This is a genomic window from Shimwellia blattae DSM 4481 = NBRC 105725, assembly GCF_000262305.1.
In the GTDB taxonomy this organism is placed as follows: domain Bacteria; phylum Pseudomonadota; class Gammaproteobacteria; order Enterobacterales; family Enterobacteriaceae; genus Shimwellia; species Shimwellia blattae.
Genome location: NC_017910.1, coordinates 3,761,158 through 3,776,418, shown reverse-complemented (window position 1 = coordinate 3,776,418; position 15,261 = coordinate 3,761,158). Strand labels below are relative to the sequence as shown.

The following is a 15,261-nucleotide window of genomic DNA, read 5'->3' as shown; positions in this document are numbered from 1 at the left end:
TTACCCGACGCCGATGATATGCAGGGGCGTGCAGACGGAAATTAAGGGTAAAAATATGATAAACCGGCAGCCAGAAACGGCTAATTATGGCACAACTTAACCTGAATGGATATACAGTACCACGGGGTGAAAGGGGGAAAATTGTGCGGCTATTCGCCAGCATTTGTGCTGGCTGAAAACCAGGGTAATGAAATTATCTGAAGGCAGATCCAAACTATCAAAACCCCGCTTTGAAATGCTACAATCCCGCGCTTAAACTTGTAAGAAACGTATTCAGGAGACACGAGCATGGCCAGCAGAGGCGTCAACAAGGTGATTCTGGTCGGTAATCTGGGGCAGGACCCGGAAGTACGCTACATGCCAAATGGTGGCGCAGTTGCCAACATTACGCTGGCTACTTCCGAATCCTGGCGCGATAAGCAGACCGGCGAAATGAAAGAGCAGACTGAATGGCACCGGGTGGTGTTGTTCGGCAAACTGGCAGAAGTTGCCGGTGAATACCTGCGCAAGGGTTCCCAGGTCTATATTGAAGGCCAGCTGCGTACCCGCAAGTGGCAGGATCAGAGCGGCCAGGAGCGCTACACCACTGAGGTGGTGGTGAATGTCGGTGGCACCATGCAGATGCTGGGCGGCCGTCAGGGCGGTGCTCAGGGCGGCAACGCCGGTGGCCAGGGCCAGCAGGGTGGCTGGGGTCAGCCTCAGCAGCAGCCTCAGGGCGGCAGCCAGTTCAGCGGTGGTGCTCAGCAGCGCCCGCAGCAGCAGTCTGCCCCGGCGGCACCTGCTTCCAGCGAGCCGCCAATGGACTTCGACGACGATATCCCGTTCTGAGTGCGCCGTTTTGCTTTGTAAATCAAGTGGTTAACTCAATGTTCTGAGTTAACCATAGGCTGTTGGAGAGCCTATTGCAAGCCTGACTTATCCTTACCCAGTAATGGGTTTGAACCTCGAAAGAGGGAGGGGAGTGTAGCATGTCAGGAAAAGGCTGGTTGCGGGGAAATAACCTACTTTGCGCCAGCCATTGCAAGTCCCATATGGTTAAGCCTGATTGGTTGAATCATAGTTCATAGTGGGTTTCGGGATGCCTTTGACTCACGGTTATTCAGGAGTCATACCAGTATTTATAGTAATTATTTTTAGAAGGTTACTATATCCAACAATATTGGCACCTGCTCGGTGAGAGTGGTAATTGAGCGTAAGTGGAACCTAAGTGGGATGCACCTTGACTACAAAGAAATACGGGATTACCTAAGTTGGTTAAGTAATTAACCAATATGGTAACGGAGGCTCCGTAGTACCCAACGTAGCTCTGTAATGGAGTCGCAATTGGCTAACCAATCTGAAAAATATATATAAATTGATAAGCAATTATCGGTGAAATTATATTCGTAAGGGGGAAGGGAGTCAGTTGGAATTATACTAATAGAAGCGAGGTTCGATAGTCAGTGCTATCACAAAGAACACTCAATGCTCTAAGTGGTATAAACAAAGCCAGTACACAAGGTTATAAGATCAAGAAGCTGCACAAAATCATGTGTAGCAATAAAGATCTTTGGGCACAGGCCTATGCCAATATTTATTCTAATCAGGGAGCCATGACGAGAGGAATAAATAATAATACGATGGATGAAATGAGCGTGGGCAGGATTATTAATCTCATTCAGCTTATAAATTCAGGCTCGTATAAGCCCAGACCTTGTAGGCGCACGCACATACCTAAAGATGCCCGAAAACCGAATGGAAAGAAACGTCCATTAGGTATTCCAACTGGAGACGATAAATTAATACAGGAAGTAATGAGGATGTTACTGGAAGAAATCTATGAACCGGTTTTTAGCGACTGGAACTATGGATTCAGGCCTAAACGTTCCTGTCATTCTGCATTAAAAGAAATCAGAAACAGTTGGAAAGGAACAAAATGGGTATGTGACGTTGATATCAAAGGTTACTTCGACAACATTGACCACGATCTGCTGCTGAAATTCCTGAGTAAGCGGATCGCTGATAACAAATTTCTGGCGCTTCTCAAGAAGTTCCTGAAAGCTGGCTATCTGGACAACTGGCGTTACTTTGGCACTCATAGCGGGACACCGCAAGGTGGTATTATCTCCCCTATTCTTGCCAATGTATTTCTCCATAAACTTGATGAGTTTATGAAAAATAGAATCAGCGAGTTCGGCAAAGGAGGACGGAGGAAACCCAATCCCATATACAAAAGGGCACTACAGAACCGGGCAAATCGTATTAAATGGATCAGGCAAGGTTTCGGCGCTTCCGGAATGCCTGCTGATGAGCAGAAAATCCAAAAATGGAGACATGAAGCGGATGAACTGGAGAAAAAATTGCGCACGCTATCTAGTGTTATTATGGATGATTCTGAATTCAAAAGAATGCGATATGTTCGATATGCTGATGATTTTCTGATTGGTGTGACAGGAAGTAAAAATGAGGCAAAAAAGATAATGAAAGAGGTTGTCGATTTTGTTGAAACTGAACTTCACCTGGAAATATCAAAAGAGAAATCCGGCATTATTGACCCAAAGAAAGGATTCACTTTTCTCGGTTATGAAATTAAAACACGCCGTGAAAGCAAACAGGTCAAATGTGTTGTAGGGCTTAATGCAGATGGAAGTAAAACTCATGCGGTAAAACGTACGATAACGGAACACGTCCATCTGTGTGTACCGAGGGAAAGAATCCTGAAATTCTGCTCTCTACGTGGCTATGGGAATTACGATGGCGGATATGGTAATAGTGCTGGTCGGCCAGCAATGATGTACATGTCTGACTATGAAATAATTGGTCAGTACAACGCCGAAATGCGCGGCTATGCGAATTACTACAATCTTGCCCCCGTTCTCTATCTCAATAAGTTGTATTGGATATGGGAAAATAGTCTTTATAAGACGCTGGCAGGTAAACATCGGATGTCACGCACCAAAATCGCGCGGCGGTTAAGGCAAGCGGATGGCAGGTATGTTTATCGGGAAAATCGTAATGGAAAGGTATATGAGTTGGAGGTATTCAGACTCAAAAACAGGAGTGCGCCAAAACACAGTTCACCGGATATATTGCCGAACACGTATAAATATTCTGGTAGAACTGAATTGCTGGACAGGATGGCTGCATGCCAATGTGAATATTGCGGTACCAGAACCGCTCCTTTTGAAGTCCACCATGTGAGGAAACTTAAGGATATCAAGTCGGGTACAGATAACTGGAAGAAGCTGATGATTGCCCGTAACAGGAAAACATTAGTGATCTGCCGGACCTGTCACGTCAACCTTCACAGAGGAACACTGCCAGACCGAAGAAGCTTTGTTTGATCCAATGGAGAGCCGTATGCACAGAAATGTGCACGTACGGTTCGGTGGGGGGGCAACGGCTATCCCGTGCCGGGCGCACGTGCCCTACCCAACTCGGGTATCTCCGGTTCAAAAACCCGCTGCGGCGGGTTTTTTTATGGCATTTTTCCGCCAGCCTGCCCGCCGCACCAGGTGCGAAGATGATGATTCCGTGCCATTTTGCGGGAAGATATTGCGTAATGTGCCAGAATAAATCAGATCGGATTGTGCGCGCCGCAGGCGACGTTCAGGCAAGGATAACAGGATGAATAAAAAGACCCTTTTTACCTTACTTCTTGTGGTAATTATGGTGGCAATGGCCATCTTTTTCCGCGCCAGACACCAGGACTTGTTACTCCAGGGCGAAGTGGATGCCCCGGAGGTGCCCTCAATGTCAGGATAGTTGTCACTCCCTCTGAAAAATAATCCTGAGGGCACGGAGTGACAGATGAAACGAATTTCCCCGGAGCGCAAGGCCTCAACACTGGCAAAATTATTCCCGCCCTACAATATGACCGTCGCGGCTGTTGCACAGATGGAAGGGATCGCCGAAGCTACACTGTATCACTGGCGTAAACAGGCTAAAGCAGAGGGGAAACCGGTGCCGGGTAACAGTAAAAACAGTGAGCAGTGGCCAGCAGAAGCCCGTTTTGCCGCCATTGTGGAAACCGCCACGTTAAGTGAAACAGAAATCGCAGAATACTGCCGTAAAAAAGGGCTGTATCCTGAGCAGCTGATACAGTGGAAGCAGGGCTTTATACAGACCGGAAACCCCGGTGATAAAGCAGCGCTGAAGCAAAGTCAGAAGGAAGTTAAACAGCTTAAAAAAGAGCTGGTCCGTAAGGAGAAAGCGCTGGCGGAGGCGGCAGCGATACTGGTACTGCGAAAAAAGCTCAGGGATTACTACGGGGAAACGGACGGGGACGACTGACCCCGGCGGATGAACGACAACAGTTCATTCAGTGGATTAATGAAGCGGTGGTCTCTGGCGCAAGGCTTGCAGTCGCCTGCCGTGAAGTGGCCATCAGCCTGCGTACCTGGTGGCGGTGGCAAAAATGTCCGGAGGATGGTCGTCCGGGGGCAATAAGACCCGCCCCGGCGAATCGCCTCAGCACGGGGGAAGAGCAGCAGATACGGGATATCTGCCACAGGCCGGAATATGCCCGTCTGCCGCCATCACAGATTGTGCCCCGGCTGGCCGACAGGGGAATTTACCTGGCCAGTGAGTCGACATTTTACCGGATATTACGCCGCCATAATGAAGTCCACCACCGGGGACGTCAGTCGCGGCCACAGCGGGTGCCAGCCCCGACGACCTTTACAGCCAGAGCGCCCTGCCAGGTCTGGTCATGGGACATCACCTGGCTGCCCTGCGTGGTGCGTGGTCGCTGGTATTATCTGTATATGATAATTGACCTGTACAGCCGGAAAATCACGGGCTACGAGGTTCATGAAACGGAAAGTGGCGGGCTGGCTGCAGCGCTAATGCAGCGGACAACGCTGCGTGAGGGCTGCTGGCGTCAGCCGCTGGTGCTGCATGCAGATAACGGAGCCGCCATGAAATCGCAGACCCTGCAGATGAAGCTGTATGAGCTGAATATCATACCGTCACACAGCAGGCCACGGGTAAGTAACGATAACGCGTATGCAGAGTCGTTGTTCCGGACACTGAAATATGTACCACAGTGGCCGTCATCGGGGTTCAGAACGCTGAGTGATGCCCGGGAGTGGGTGGAGAAATTTACCCACTGGTACAACGAAGAGCACCGCCACAGCGGGATACGGTATGTCACCCCGGCACAGCGACACCGGGGAGAAGATCACGCGCTTCTGAGGCAACGGGATGAACTGTACCGTCAGGCACAGAAAACACATCCTGAGCGCTGGTCAGGCAGAACGAGAAACTGGCAACCCGAAGGTCCGGTAATGCTGAATCCGGAAAGGGGAAAACAGGCCGCTTAAATTAACCTGGGGTGACAACTACCTTGACACTTACCGGGTGATCGTCACTTCAAAAGCGAAAGGCCGGGTGGTGGAGCGCCTGGTTGAGCGTGGTGATGATGTCAGGGCAGGCCAGCTGATGCTGAAAATGGAAGCGCCGGAGCTTATCGCCCAGTTGCAGGCCGCCCGGGCGAATCGGGATCAGGCCAAATACCAGTATGAACTCTCCATGAACGGCACCCGTGAAGAAAATATCCGCAACCTGCGCGCCACCCTGGCCGATGCCCAGTCCACCTGGAAAAATGCCAACGACCTGCTGTCGCGCAACCAGCGCATGGCGGTAAAAGGCTATGTTTCTGCCCAGGAGCTGGATGACTCCCGCAGCAGACGGGATTCGGCCCTGGAAAAAGTGAAAGCTGCACAGGCAAACCTGGATGAAGGGCTCCACGGTGACCGTATCGAGCAGCGCCAGATCTACAGCGCCCAGTTACAGCGGGCGGAGCAGGATCTTGTCGAAATACAGGTACAGGCTGATGAGCTGAATGTGGTCGCCCCGGTAGACGGTGAAGTGGGGCCGATTCCCTCGGAAGTGGGTGAGCTGCTTAATGCGTCCAGCCCGCTGCTGACCCTGGTTCGCCAGAACCAGGCCTATTTTATCTTTAACCTGCGTGAGGACATCCTCGCCCATGTGCGCAAAGGGGATAAAGTCCGGCTGCGCATTCCGGCCCTGAATAATCAGGAAATTGAAGCAGAGGTGCGCTATATCGCCCCGCTGGGGGACTACGCCACCAAGCGGGCCACCCGCGCGACCGGCGATTTCGACCTGAAAACCTTTGAAGTGCGCCTGTGGCCGGTACAGCCAACGCAAGGATTACGACAGGGGATGAGCGCATTATGGCGATGGGAAATATAAGCTGCGGCTGGCGCTGCTTTAGCCAGGCTTTTCGCCGCGAGGTGCGCAAAGCCTTCCGCAAACCGGAGATCCACTGGATAACCTGGTGTTTTCCGCTGATCCTGTTCGGGCTTATCGGCAGTAACTTTTCAGAAGGCACCCTGCTGGAGCTGCCGGTATCGGTGGTGGATCATGACCACAGCCCCCTTTCCCGGGAGCTTATCCGTAAGCTGGATGCGGGCCCCCACGCAAGCATTGAGGTGCCCGCCGGTGACCTGGCCGAAGCGCAACAGCGCATGAGCAGCACCGAAGACTACGCCATGCTGTATATCCCCCGGGACTTCGAAGCCGATGTGCTGGGCGGGCGCCAGCCCCAGGTGGTCTTTTTCTATAATGCGCTGCTGTATGCGGCGGGGCTCTACTCCACCCAGGACTTCTCCGGGCTGATAACCGAGCTCAACAGCAGCTACCGCGGCTACACAACGGCACTGACCGGCAAAACCCTGCCCACGCTGCCCGCCGTTTCGCTCTCTTATGACAGCCTGTTTAACGCCAGCGGCAGCTATATCTATTACCAGCAGTTTTCCGCCACTATCCATCTGCTGCAGCTGTTTGTGGTGACCTGCACCATCTACGCCCTGGCCCGCAGCAAGGCGCTGGTCTACTCCCGCTCATTCAGTATGTCGCTCCTCGGGAAGCTCGCCCCCTACACCCTGACCTACACCACACTACTGATGGGCGAGCTGGGGCTGCTGGTGTGGATCTTTGATGCCCGGGTGGCGGGCAACCCCCTGTATATGCTGGCGGTCGGCTTTTTCTATGTGATAGCCGCCCAGAGTATCGGCCTGCTGCTCTACACCTTCACCCGCAATGCGATCACCGCCTATACCCTGATAGGGATCCTGGTAGGGGTGGCGCTGACCTTTTCCGGGGTGGTGATGCCGGAGCTTTCGATGTCGCTGTTTGCGCGGATCGTAGCCAATATTGAGCCGCTGACCCACGCCCTGTATGCCATGTTCGGGATCTTTTTGCGCCAGGTACCGGGAAAACCCGTTTTTGAAGTCTGCGCGCTGCTGATGATCTACCCGCTGGTCACCGCACTGCTGATCCGCAACCGCCTGCCGGCGCGGCTGCGGGTGCCGGAGACCCTGCTATGAAAATCTACTGGGCGACCTTTATCAAAGTATTTACCGGGCTGCTTGAGCGGCCCATATGGATGATTTTACTGGTCTCTTTGTGCCTGATGAGCAGTGTGTATCTGCACCGCACCGTCTGGGATCTGCCGGTAGCGGTGATTGACCAGGATCACAGCCCCGCCAGCCGGTTACTGATCCGCAACCTGGATGCCACCGACAAGATCAAAACCGTGGGCTATGACAGCCTGCCGGCGGCGATCCACGATCTGGGGTTTCGTAAGCTGTTTGCGGTGATAATCATGCCCACGGATCTGGAAAAGAAACTGCTGGCGGGGAAGCCCGTGACGATCCCGGTCTATGGTGATGCCACAAACCGCCTGCCGAACGGCCAGATTCAGCAGGATGTCCAGGCGGCCTATCAGGAGATGCTGCGTTACTACGAAACGGAAGTGATGCTGGCGCACGGGTTCAGCCTGCGCCAGGCGGAGGTGATTCTGGCCCCGATCACCGGGCGCACGGAAGATGTCTTTAACCCGGGGATCAGCTTTGCGGCCATTGTTTTTCCGGGCCTGCTGGTGATGCTGCTGCAACACTCGCTGTTAATCGCCAGTGTCCGGGTGCGCCTGATGCTGCGCAGCCAGAGCCAGCCCCCGCTGCTGGTGTATATGGGCGGGCTGTCGGCATTGCTGCCGGTCTGGCTGTTTTTATCGATTGTGCTGTTTGTACTGTGGCCCTGGCTGCTGGGATACCGCCAGACCGCTTCTATCCCGGAGGTGCTGTTACTGACCTTTCCGTTTCTGCTGGCGGTGCTGGGGCTGGGGAAACTGATCACCGAGTGTCTGAGGCGGGTGGAGCTTATCTATCTGACGCTCTCTTTTATCACCATGCCGGTGTTCTACCTTTCCGGCACTATCTGGCCGGTACAGGCGATGCCTGCGTGGGTGCGTTTTATTTCCGGCTGCCTGCCCACCACCTGGGCGACCAAAGCGATAGCCGGGGTGAACCAGCTGGGGCTGCCCTGGCACAGTGCCCTGCCGGATGTGGCGATGCTGTTGTTGCTGGGGGCGGTATATACCCTGCTGGGGATGGGGATAGGCTTATTGCGCGACGGGCGTCGCCTGCGCCAGTTAATGCAGCGCCACAGCGGGTAAGGGCCCGCTGCGGCGGGGCTGTCAGGGGAGTGTGGCCGGGTAGTCTGCGGGGGCATAGCTCATCATCTGCACCATAAAGGATTTGGTGCCCGCCCAGATGGCCGGAAAATCAAATGTTATCCCCAGTAGCGCGGCGGCAAACCAGCATGATGCGACAATACCCAGACCGCTGACCACTACCGCAAGGCCGTGGTAATCAGACTTACGCAGCCGGATATTCAGGGTACTGGCAATAAACATCAACGTCGCGCTGATGAGCGGCCCGCGCATAATTGCCAGACCTGTCGCCGCCACACCGGTTGTCACGATAGCCATAACATATGTCCTCAGAGGAAAATGCTTATCCGCACAACGGCGCAGGCACGCGCAACGCAGCGCACTCAGGCGTGGCCGTCATCGGGATAAGTTGATGTTTTGAATGAAAGTCGAATGCGTGTTGCATTGATGGTGTGAACTGTATCACATTTGATGGATTATTAGCCAGCCTGACTGCTGGTATTTTATGCTGTATTTATGGAGAAAACGACTGGCCGGCAGTTGCCGGCCTGCCGCTCAGACGTGCTGGCGATAATCGGTAGGGGTGCGGGCGTATTCACGGCGGAAGACCCGGGAAAAGGTCTGCTGAGAGATATAACCGTGGTCCATAGCGATATCAAAAATGGGTTTCTGGGTGGTACGCAGGGCTTCTGCCGCCAGGGCCAGGCGGCGCAGGCGAATGTACTCCCCCAGCGCCTGGCGCGTGACCGAGCGGAACATTCGCTGCAAGTACCATTTTGAATAACCGGATTTTTTCGCCACCATATCGATATTCAGCGGCTGGTCAATATGCTCATCGATCCACTGGATCAGGGTCGCGATAATTTCCTGATGTGCCATTTGTCCTCTCCGTTTCCTGTCGCGCGGGTTAATGGCGTGGAGTATAATTCCTCAAGTTAACTTGAGGTAAAGCCCATTTTGGAAAAGAAACCTGCACGTATCAAAATGCTCCTCACCCCGGGGGAGGTATCCCGGCGTACCGGGGTGGCGGTCTCTGCGCTGCACTTTTATGAAAGTAAAGGGCTTATCAGCAGTACCCGCAATGGGGGTAACCAGCGCCGCTACTCGCGTAATGTCCTGCGCTATGTGGCGATTATTAAAATTGCCCAGCGGATCGGTATTCCGCTGGCGACCATTGCGGATGCGCTGGCTGTGCTGCCGGAAGGGGGAAATATTACCGCCCGGCAATGGCAGCAGCTCTCTTCCCGCTGGCGTGACGAGCTGGAGCGGCGTATTCACACCCTTGAGCAGTTACGCGACGAGCTGGATGGCTGTATCGGCTGTGGGTGTTTGTCGCGAAAAGACTGCCCGTTACGCAACCCGAACGATGCGCTGGGGCAGCAGGGCACCGGGGCGCGGCTGCTGGAAGAGTAGCGGCATAAAAAGCTAAAGCGCCCGCAGGCGCTTTAGCTGTTTCCGGTCTTTGTCTTTCGCTCTATCCCGCTCTACGGGAGGGTTTCCCCCGACGTCGATGCCCCTCAGTCAATCTGGTGCTACTCGGGAGGTTCCGGCCTGCATCGATAATTAAAGTATAATCGCTGTTTAAAAAATCACCACCTCCCGGGCGCGGAATGGCGCTTTTTTTTGCTACCCTTTTTGTGTGCACCCGAATCTCACCGGCGCCATAAACGGGAGGGAGGATGATAACCGTACACCACCTGAACCAGTCGCGCTCCCAGCGCATTTTGTGGATGCTGGAAGAGCTGAACCTTGAGTGGCAGCTGGTCACCTACCGGCGGGAAGCCGATATGCAGGCCCCCGTTGCGCTGCGCAAAATCCATCCGCTGGGGAAATCCCCGGTGCTGGAGGATAACGGCCATATTCTGGCCGAGTCCGGCGCGATTCTTGAGTACCTTCAGGAAACCTATGACCACGACCAGCGTCTGCGCCCGTCGCTCCCCGCTGAGCGCCTGCAGTACCGCTTCTGGATGCACTACGCAGAAGGCTCACTGATGCCGCTACTGACCCTCAGCCTGGCGCTGGTGCTGCTGAGCCGGGCACCGGTGCCCTGGCTGCTGCGCCCGACCGGCAAAGCGCTGGCCGGGGGGCTGCATAAAGCCTGGCTGGGCCCGCAGCTGGCGAACCATGCCGGGTTTATTGAGCATCATCTGGCCCATCACCCCTGGTTTGCCGGGGGGCAGTTTTCCGCCGCCGACATTCAGATGAGCTTCCCGGTGGCGGCATTACTGAGCCGGGAAGCGCCGGAGCATCTTCCGCATCTTCAGGCCTGGTGGCGTAAAGCGCAGCTGCGCCCGGGGTGGCAAAGCGCACTTCTGCGCGGCGGGCCGTTTTCGATCCCCGGGCGGGCCGGGTAGCACTTTTTTCGCCGTTTCTGGCCCGGAATTGCGCAGAGACGATAACGTTTGCGCATAATCAGGTTAAAAAATCGCCAAACGCATGGGTTTCGTTCCGCAAACGATAAAGTTTGGTTGAATACCCCACCAGATGACAGGATAATCGCTGGCTTCAAAATTACCGGTTTTTTTATGCGCGGAGTTAAACGTTTGCGTCCCTGTGGCTGCCTCGGTTTCAGGGTGTAAAAACAAAGGGTGTTTGAGCGTTTGCCTCCCCGCCCGCCACGCGTAATAGACCGCATCATAAAAACATCAGGGGATGTCTTATTATGTCTACTCCTTCTCCGCGCGCGGGCGGCTCGCTTGACGCCTGGTTTAAAATTTCTGCGCGTGGCAGCACGGTCCGCCAGGAAGTGGTTGCCGGTCTGACGACCTTTCTGGCCATGGTTTACTCGGTGATTGTGGTGCCGGGGATGCTGGGTAAAGCGGGTTTCCCGCCTGCCGCAGTGTTTGTGTCCACCTGTCTGGTTGCCGGGGTAGGCTCCCTGATTATGGGGCTGTGGGCGAACCTGCCGCTGGCGATTGGCTGCGCCATCTCGCTGACCGCGTTTACCGCATTTAGCCTGGTGCTGGGCCAGCATATCAGTGTGCCGGTGGCGCTGGGGGCCGTGTTCCTGATGGGGGTCTTGTTTACCATTATTTCCGCCACCGGTATTCGCAGCTGGATCCTGCGTAATCTGCCGATGGGGGTCGCACACGGAACCGGTATCGGTATCGGCCTGTTTTTGCTGCTGATTGCCGCAAACGGCGTGGGCCTGGTTATCAAAAACCCCCTCGACGGGCTGCCGGTGGCGCTGGGCCATTTTGCCAGCTTCCCGGTGATCATGTCCCTGGTGGGGCTGGCGGTGATCATTGGTCTGGAAAAACTGCGCGTGCCGGGCGGCATTCTGCTGACGATCATCGGCATTTCGGTGATTGGGCTGATTTTTGACCCGGCGGTGCACTTCAGCGGTATTTTCGCCATGCCGTCGCTCAAAGACGCGAACGGCCAGTCGCTGATTGGCAGCCTGGATATTATGGGGGCGCTGAACCCGGTTATCCTGCCAAGCGTACTGGCGCTGGTGATGACAGCGGTATTTGACGCCACCGGGACCATCCGCGCCGTGGCAGGCCAGGCCAATCTGCTGGACAAAGACGGGCAGATTATTGATGGCGGCAAAGCGCTGACCACCGACTCCCTGAGTAGCGTGTTCTCGGGCCTGGTCGGGGCGGCCCCGGCCGCGGTCTATATCGAATCAGCTGCCGGTACAGCGGCGGGCGGTAAAACCGGGTTAACGGCGGTGACTGTTGGGGTACTGTTCCTGCTGATTCTGTTCCTCTCACCGCTCTCGTATCTGGTGCCGTCCTACGCGACAGCGCCCGCCCTGATGTATGTGGGCCTGCTGATGCTGAGCAACGTGGCGAAGATCGATTTTAACGATTTTGTTGATGCCATGGCGGGCCTGGTAACGGCGGTGTTTATTGTGCTGACCTGCAACATCGTAACCGGGATCATGATAGGGTTTGCCACCCTGGTTATCGGGCGGATTGTGTCCGGCGAGTGGCGCAAACTGAACCTGGGCACGGTGGTGATTGCGGTCGCGCTGGTGGCATTTTATGCCGGTGGCTGGGCGATTTAATCACGCTTCGCTAATAGCCTGTTTTCATTATAATTTAATGCTTTGTTGCACAATGGGCCTGCGGGCCCATTGTCGTTTCCTGTGCTTTTCGGTGCTATCTGCTTTCCATTGGCGTTAAAAAAAGTTCTATTAGTAGTGAGATGGCCTGCTGTCTGCACCAACTGATATAAGCGAGACTACGGAAAGCATGGAAATATTTTTTACTATCCTCATTCTGACCCTGATGGTGTCACTGTCCGGGGTTGCTGCACGCATGTTCCCGTTTCAGATCCCACTGCCGTTAATGCAAATCGCCATGGGCGCGTTGCTGGCGTGGCCGACGTTCGGTCTGCATGTTGATTTTAACCCTGAACTCTTCCTGGTGTTGTTTATCCCGCCGCTGCTGTTTGCCGATGGCTGGAAAACCCCAACCCGGGAGTTTATCCACCATGGCCGGGAGATAATTGGCCTGGCGCTGGTTCTGGTGCTGCTCACCGTGGTGGGGATTGGGTTCCTGATTTACTGGACCGTGCCGGGTATTCCGCTGGTGCCGGCGCTGGCGCTGGCAGCGGTGCTGTCACCGACCGATGCGGTGGCCCTGTCCGGTATTGTGGGTGAGGGGCGGATCCCGAAGAAAATCATGGGGATCTTGCAGGGCGAAGCCCTGATGAACGACGCCTCTGGCCTGGTATCGCTGAAATTTGCTGTCGCCGTTGCCATGGGCACCATGGTGTTTACCGTGGGCGGGGCGGCGCTGGAGTTTGCCAAGGTGGCCGTCGGGGGGCTGCTGGCCGGGATTGTGGTCAGCCTGCTGTATGGCCGCTCCCTGCGTCTGATGAGCCGCTGGAGCGGTGACGAGCCCGCCACCCAGATTGTGCTGCTGTTCCTGTTGCCGTTCGCCTCTTACCTGATTGCGGAACATATCGGGGTCTCCGGCATTCTGGCGGCGGTTGCCGCCGGGATGACCATCACCCGCTCCGGGGTGATGCGCACCGCGCCGCTGGCGATGCGCCTGCGGGCAAACAGTGTCTGGGCGATGCTGGAGTTTGTGTTTAACGGCATGGTGTTCCTGATGCTGGGCCTGCAGATGCCGGGGATCCTGGAAACCTCGCTGAAAACCGCCGAAGCGGACCCCAACGTAGAAACCTGGATGCTGTTCCTGGATGTGGTGCTTATCTATTTCGCCCTGATTCTGGTGCGCTTCCTGTGGCTGTTTATTATGAAGCGTATCAGCCAGCGGCTGATGAAAAAGCGCCCGATGGAGTTTGGTTCTTACACCTTCCGCGAGCTGCTGATTGCCTCTTTTGCCGGGGTGCGCGGGGCTATCACCCTTGCCGGTGTGCTGGCGATCCCGCTGTTTTTGCCCAACGGTGAGCCGTTCCCGGCCCGCTATGAGCTGATTTTCCTCTCCGCCGGGGTGATTTTATTCTCCCTGCTGGTGGGGGTGGTGATGCTGCCGATCCTGCTGCGCCATGTGGAGGTGACCGACCAGTCCGTCTTCCAGAAAGAGGAGCGCCTGGCCCGGGCCGCCACCGCCGAGGTGGCGATTGTGGCTATCCAGAAAATGGAAGAGCGCATGCAGGGGGATGCCAAAGAGAATATCGACAACGAGCTGATTAAAGAGGTCAGCGCCCGGGTGATAGGTAACCTGCGCCGCCGGGTTAACGGCCGGGATGACGCGGAGCACACCGCACAGGAGGAGAACCTGGAGCGGCGCCTGCGCCTGACGGCACTGCGCTCTGAGCGGGGCGAGCTCTACCACCTGCGCGCCACCCAGCAGATAAGCAATGAAACGCTGCAAAAAATGCTGCACGACCTGGATTTAATGGAAGCGCTGCTTATCGAAAAACAGTAGTCCCGGTTACTGGCCGGTTGCCACCGGCCAGTAGTCTTCACAGCCGCGGATCCACGCCCGGGCGCTGTGTGAAAGATAGACCCCTTCCCGCCAGATCATGCCCAGTTTCCACTGTAAATCGCTGTTTAGCGGCAGCCACATCAGGCTTGCCTGGTCGAGCTTCTGACAGACAGGCTCCGGCATAATTGCCACCCCAATACCCGCCTGCACCATGGCGGCAAGAAAGTCCCACTGGCCGCTGCGCATCGCAATATGCGGGGTGATCCCCCGGTCGGTGAAGAGCTGCATTAACTGGCGGCTGAGGGCAAAATCTTCGTTATAGATAAGCAGCGGCTGGTCAGCCAGGTACTCCGGCTCCACGGCGGTCATCCCCTGCCAGGGGGCTGCGCGGGGCACCAGCACGCACAGCGGGTAGCTGAACAGCAATTTGCTGCCAAGCAGCTGGTTGTCATCTTCCACGGGCAGGGCGGTCATGGCTAAATCCAGCTCACCATTGAGCACCGCCTGCTGGCCTGCCAGGCCGCCGGATTCTGAAATTTTAAGGGCCACCCCCGGGTAGCGCTTACGGTAAATGCTGATGGGCCCGGCCATCATGGTGCCGACCATAGGCGGGATCCCGAGGCGCAACAGGCCTTTATTGAGGTGGTTAATATCCCCGAGCTCTGCCTCCAGCTGGACAAACTCCGCAAGGATAGTCAGCCCGCGCTCGTAGACCACGCGGCCGGTGTCGGTAAGCAGTAATCTGCGCCCGTCGCGAATAAGCAGTGTGCAGTTCAGCTCATCTTCAAGGTTACGCAGCATCTTGCTGATGGTGGGCTGGGTAACAAACATCTTTTCCGCTGCGCGGGTAAAACTTTGCTGGCGCACCACTTCGACAAAATAGCGCAGTGTTCTGATGTCCATTACTATTCCTGTTAACTATACCTTTAATGATTTTAATTCATTTCTGGAACCTGG

Annotated in this window: 13 protein-coding genes and 2 pseudogenes; 11 read left to right on the top strand and 4 right to left on the bottom strand. The window is 55.4% G+C overall.

Translation table 11 applies throughout. From position 1 onward, the window contains the following. The first annotated feature begins 288 nt into the window (after window positions 1–288). Complete coding sequence (gene ssb1, locus EBL_RS17695; RefSeq protein ID WP_002445183.1) at window positions 289–828, top strand: single-stranded DNA-binding protein SSB1; 540 nt, start codon at window positions 289–291, stop codon at window positions 826–828. A 614-nt stretch (window positions 829–1,442) separates the two neighbouring features. Beyond that, window positions 1,443–3,323, top strand: coding sequence for a reverse transcriptase domain-containing protein (locus EBL_RS17690; RefSeq protein ID WP_002445181.1), 1,881 nt, complete (start codon window positions 1,443–1,445; stop codon window positions 3,321–3,323). Between the two features lie 108 nt (window positions 3,324–3,431). On the opposite strand, the gene EBL_RS20745 is transcribed toward EBL_RS17690, so the two are convergent. Then, the gene (locus EBL_RS20745) at window positions 3,432–3,665 is read right to left on the bottom strand and encodes a hypothetical protein (RefSeq protein ID WP_014716228.1); all 234 of its coding nucleotides are present in this window, start codon (window positions 3,663–3,665) and stop codon (window positions 3,432–3,434) included. Here EBL_RS20745 and EBL_RS20890 point away from each other — a divergent pair. The 5 genes and pseudogenes from EBL_RS20890 to EBL_RS17665 all read left to right on the top strand — a co-directional run. Further along, window positions 3,607–3,726: pseudogene (locus EBL_RS20890) on the top strand (secretion protein HlyD); the annotation flags it as partial. The gene EBL_RS20745 and the pseudogene EBL_RS20890 sit on opposite strands and share 59 nt — an antisense overlap. A 63-nt stretch (window positions 3,727–3,789) precedes the next feature. Then, window positions 3,790–5,303, top strand: a protein-coding gene (locus EBL_RS20390; RefSeq protein WP_126298233.1) for an IS3 family transposase whose coding sequence is annotated in 2 segments (ribosomal slippage) — window positions 3,790–4,243 and window positions 4,243–5,303 — 1,515 coding nt in all. Because the reading frame shifts where the segments join, the coding sequence is not laid out codon by codon here. A 22-nt stretch (window positions 5,304–5,325) separates the two neighbouring features. Beyond that, window positions 5,326–6,195: pseudogene (locus tag EBL_RS17675) on the top strand (HlyD family secretion protein); the annotation flags it as partial. After that, window positions 6,177–7,331, top strand: a complete 1,155-nt coding sequence (locus tag EBL_RS17670) for an ABC transporter permease (RefSeq protein WP_002441480.1) — start codon at window positions 6,177–6,179, stop codon at window positions 7,329–7,331. The pseudogene EBL_RS17675 and the gene EBL_RS17670, both read left to right, overlap by 19 nt. Beyond that, entirely contained in the window at window positions 7,328–8,461 is a 1,134-nt protein-coding gene (locus tag EBL_RS17665; protein WP_002441482.1) for an ABC transporter permease, read from the top strand. Before EBL_RS17670 ends, EBL_RS17665 begins: the two co-directional genes overlap by 4 nt. 21 nt (window positions 8,462–8,482) lie before the next feature. On the opposite strand, the gene EBL_RS17660 is transcribed toward EBL_RS17665, so the two are convergent. Beyond that, a complete protein-coding gene (locus tag EBL_RS17660; RefSeq protein ID WP_002441484.1) occupies window positions 8,483–8,776 on the bottom strand; it encodes a YjcB family protein in 294 nt (97 codons plus the stop codon). A gap of 237 nt (window positions 8,777–9,013) precedes the next feature. Continuing rightward, entirely contained in the window at window positions 9,014–9,337 is a 324-nt protein-coding gene (soxS, locus tag EBL_RS17655; protein ID WP_002441486.1) for a superoxide response transcriptional regulator SoxS, read from the bottom strand. A gap of 78 nt (window positions 9,338–9,415) precedes the next feature. On the opposite strand from soxS, the gene soxR reads away from it, so the two are divergent. The 4 genes from soxR (at window position 9,416) to EBL_RS17635 (ending at window position 14,304) form a co-directional block, all read left to right on the top strand. Beyond that, the gene (soxR, locus tag EBL_RS17650) at window positions 9,416–9,871 is read left to right on the top strand and encodes a redox-sensitive transcriptional activator SoxR (protein ID WP_002441489.1); all 456 of its coding nucleotides are present in this window, start codon (window positions 9,416–9,418) and stop codon (window positions 9,869–9,871) included. Between the two features lie 266 nt (window positions 9,872–10,137). Further along, window positions 10,138–10,812 carry a glutathione S-transferase family protein gene (locus EBL_RS17645; protein WP_002441491.1) on the top strand — a complete coding sequence of 225 codons (675 nt, stop codon included), beginning with the start codon at window positions 10,138–10,140 and terminating at the stop codon, window positions 10,810–10,812. Window positions 10,813–11,120: 308 nt separating this feature from the next. Continuing rightward, window positions 11,121–12,470, top strand: coding sequence for an NCS2 family permease (locus EBL_RS17640; protein WP_002441493.1), 1,350 nt, complete (start codon window positions 11,121–11,123; stop codon window positions 12,468–12,470). A gap of 187 nt (window positions 12,471–12,657) precedes the next feature. Next, window positions 12,658–14,304, top strand: a complete 1,647-nt coding sequence (locus tag EBL_RS17635) for a Na+/H+ antiporter (protein WP_002441496.1) — start codon at window positions 12,658–12,660, stop codon at window positions 14,302–14,304. Window positions 14,305–14,310: 6 nt separating this feature from the next. Here EBL_RS17635 and EBL_RS17630 read toward each other — a convergent pair whose 3' ends face one another. Further along, window positions 14,311–15,207, bottom strand: a complete 897-nt coding sequence (locus tag EBL_RS17630) for a LysR family transcriptional regulator (RefSeq protein WP_002441498.1) — start codon at window positions 15,205–15,207, stop codon at window positions 14,311–14,313. Window positions 15,208–15,261 lie beyond the last annotated feature (54 nt).

Coding starts and splice junctions, on each gene's coding strand:
- soxS (WP_002441486.1), bottom strand. CDS start 9,337: ATGGCACATCAGGAAATTATCGCGACCCTGATCCAGTGGATCGATGAG.
- ssb1 (WP_002445183.1), top strand. CDS start 289: ATGGCCAGCAGAGGCGTCAACAAGGTGATTCTGGTCGGTAATCTGGGG.
- EBL_RS20745 (WP_014716228.1), bottom strand. CDS start 3,665: ATGGCCATTGCCACCATAATTACCACAAGAAGTAAGGTAAAAAGGGTC.
- EBL_RS17645 (WP_002441491.1), top strand. CDS start 10,138: ATGATAACCGTACACCACCTGAACCAGTCGCGCTCCCAGCGCATTTTG.
- EBL_RS17630 (WP_002441498.1), bottom strand. CDS start 15,207: ATGGACATCAGAACACTGCGCTATTTTGTCGAAGTGGTGCGCCAGCAA.
- EBL_RS17635 (WP_002441496.1), top strand. CDS start 12,658: ATGGAAATATTTTTTACTATCCTCATTCTGACCCTGATGGTGTCACTG.
- EBL_RS17660 (WP_002441484.1), bottom strand. CDS start 8,776: ATGGCTATCGTGACAACCGGTGTGGCGGCGACAGGTCTGGCAATTATG.
- EBL_RS17640 (WP_002441493.1), top strand. CDS start 11,121: ATGTCTACTCCTTCTCCGCGCGCGGGCGGCTCGCTTGACGCCTGGTTT.
- EBL_RS17670 (WP_002441480.1), top strand. CDS start 6,177: ATGGCGATGGGAAATATAAGCTGCGGCTGGCGCTGCTTTAGCCAGGCT.
- EBL_RS17665 (WP_002441482.1), top strand. CDS start 7,328: ATGAAAATCTACTGGGCGACCTTTATCAAAGTATTTACCGGGCTGCTT.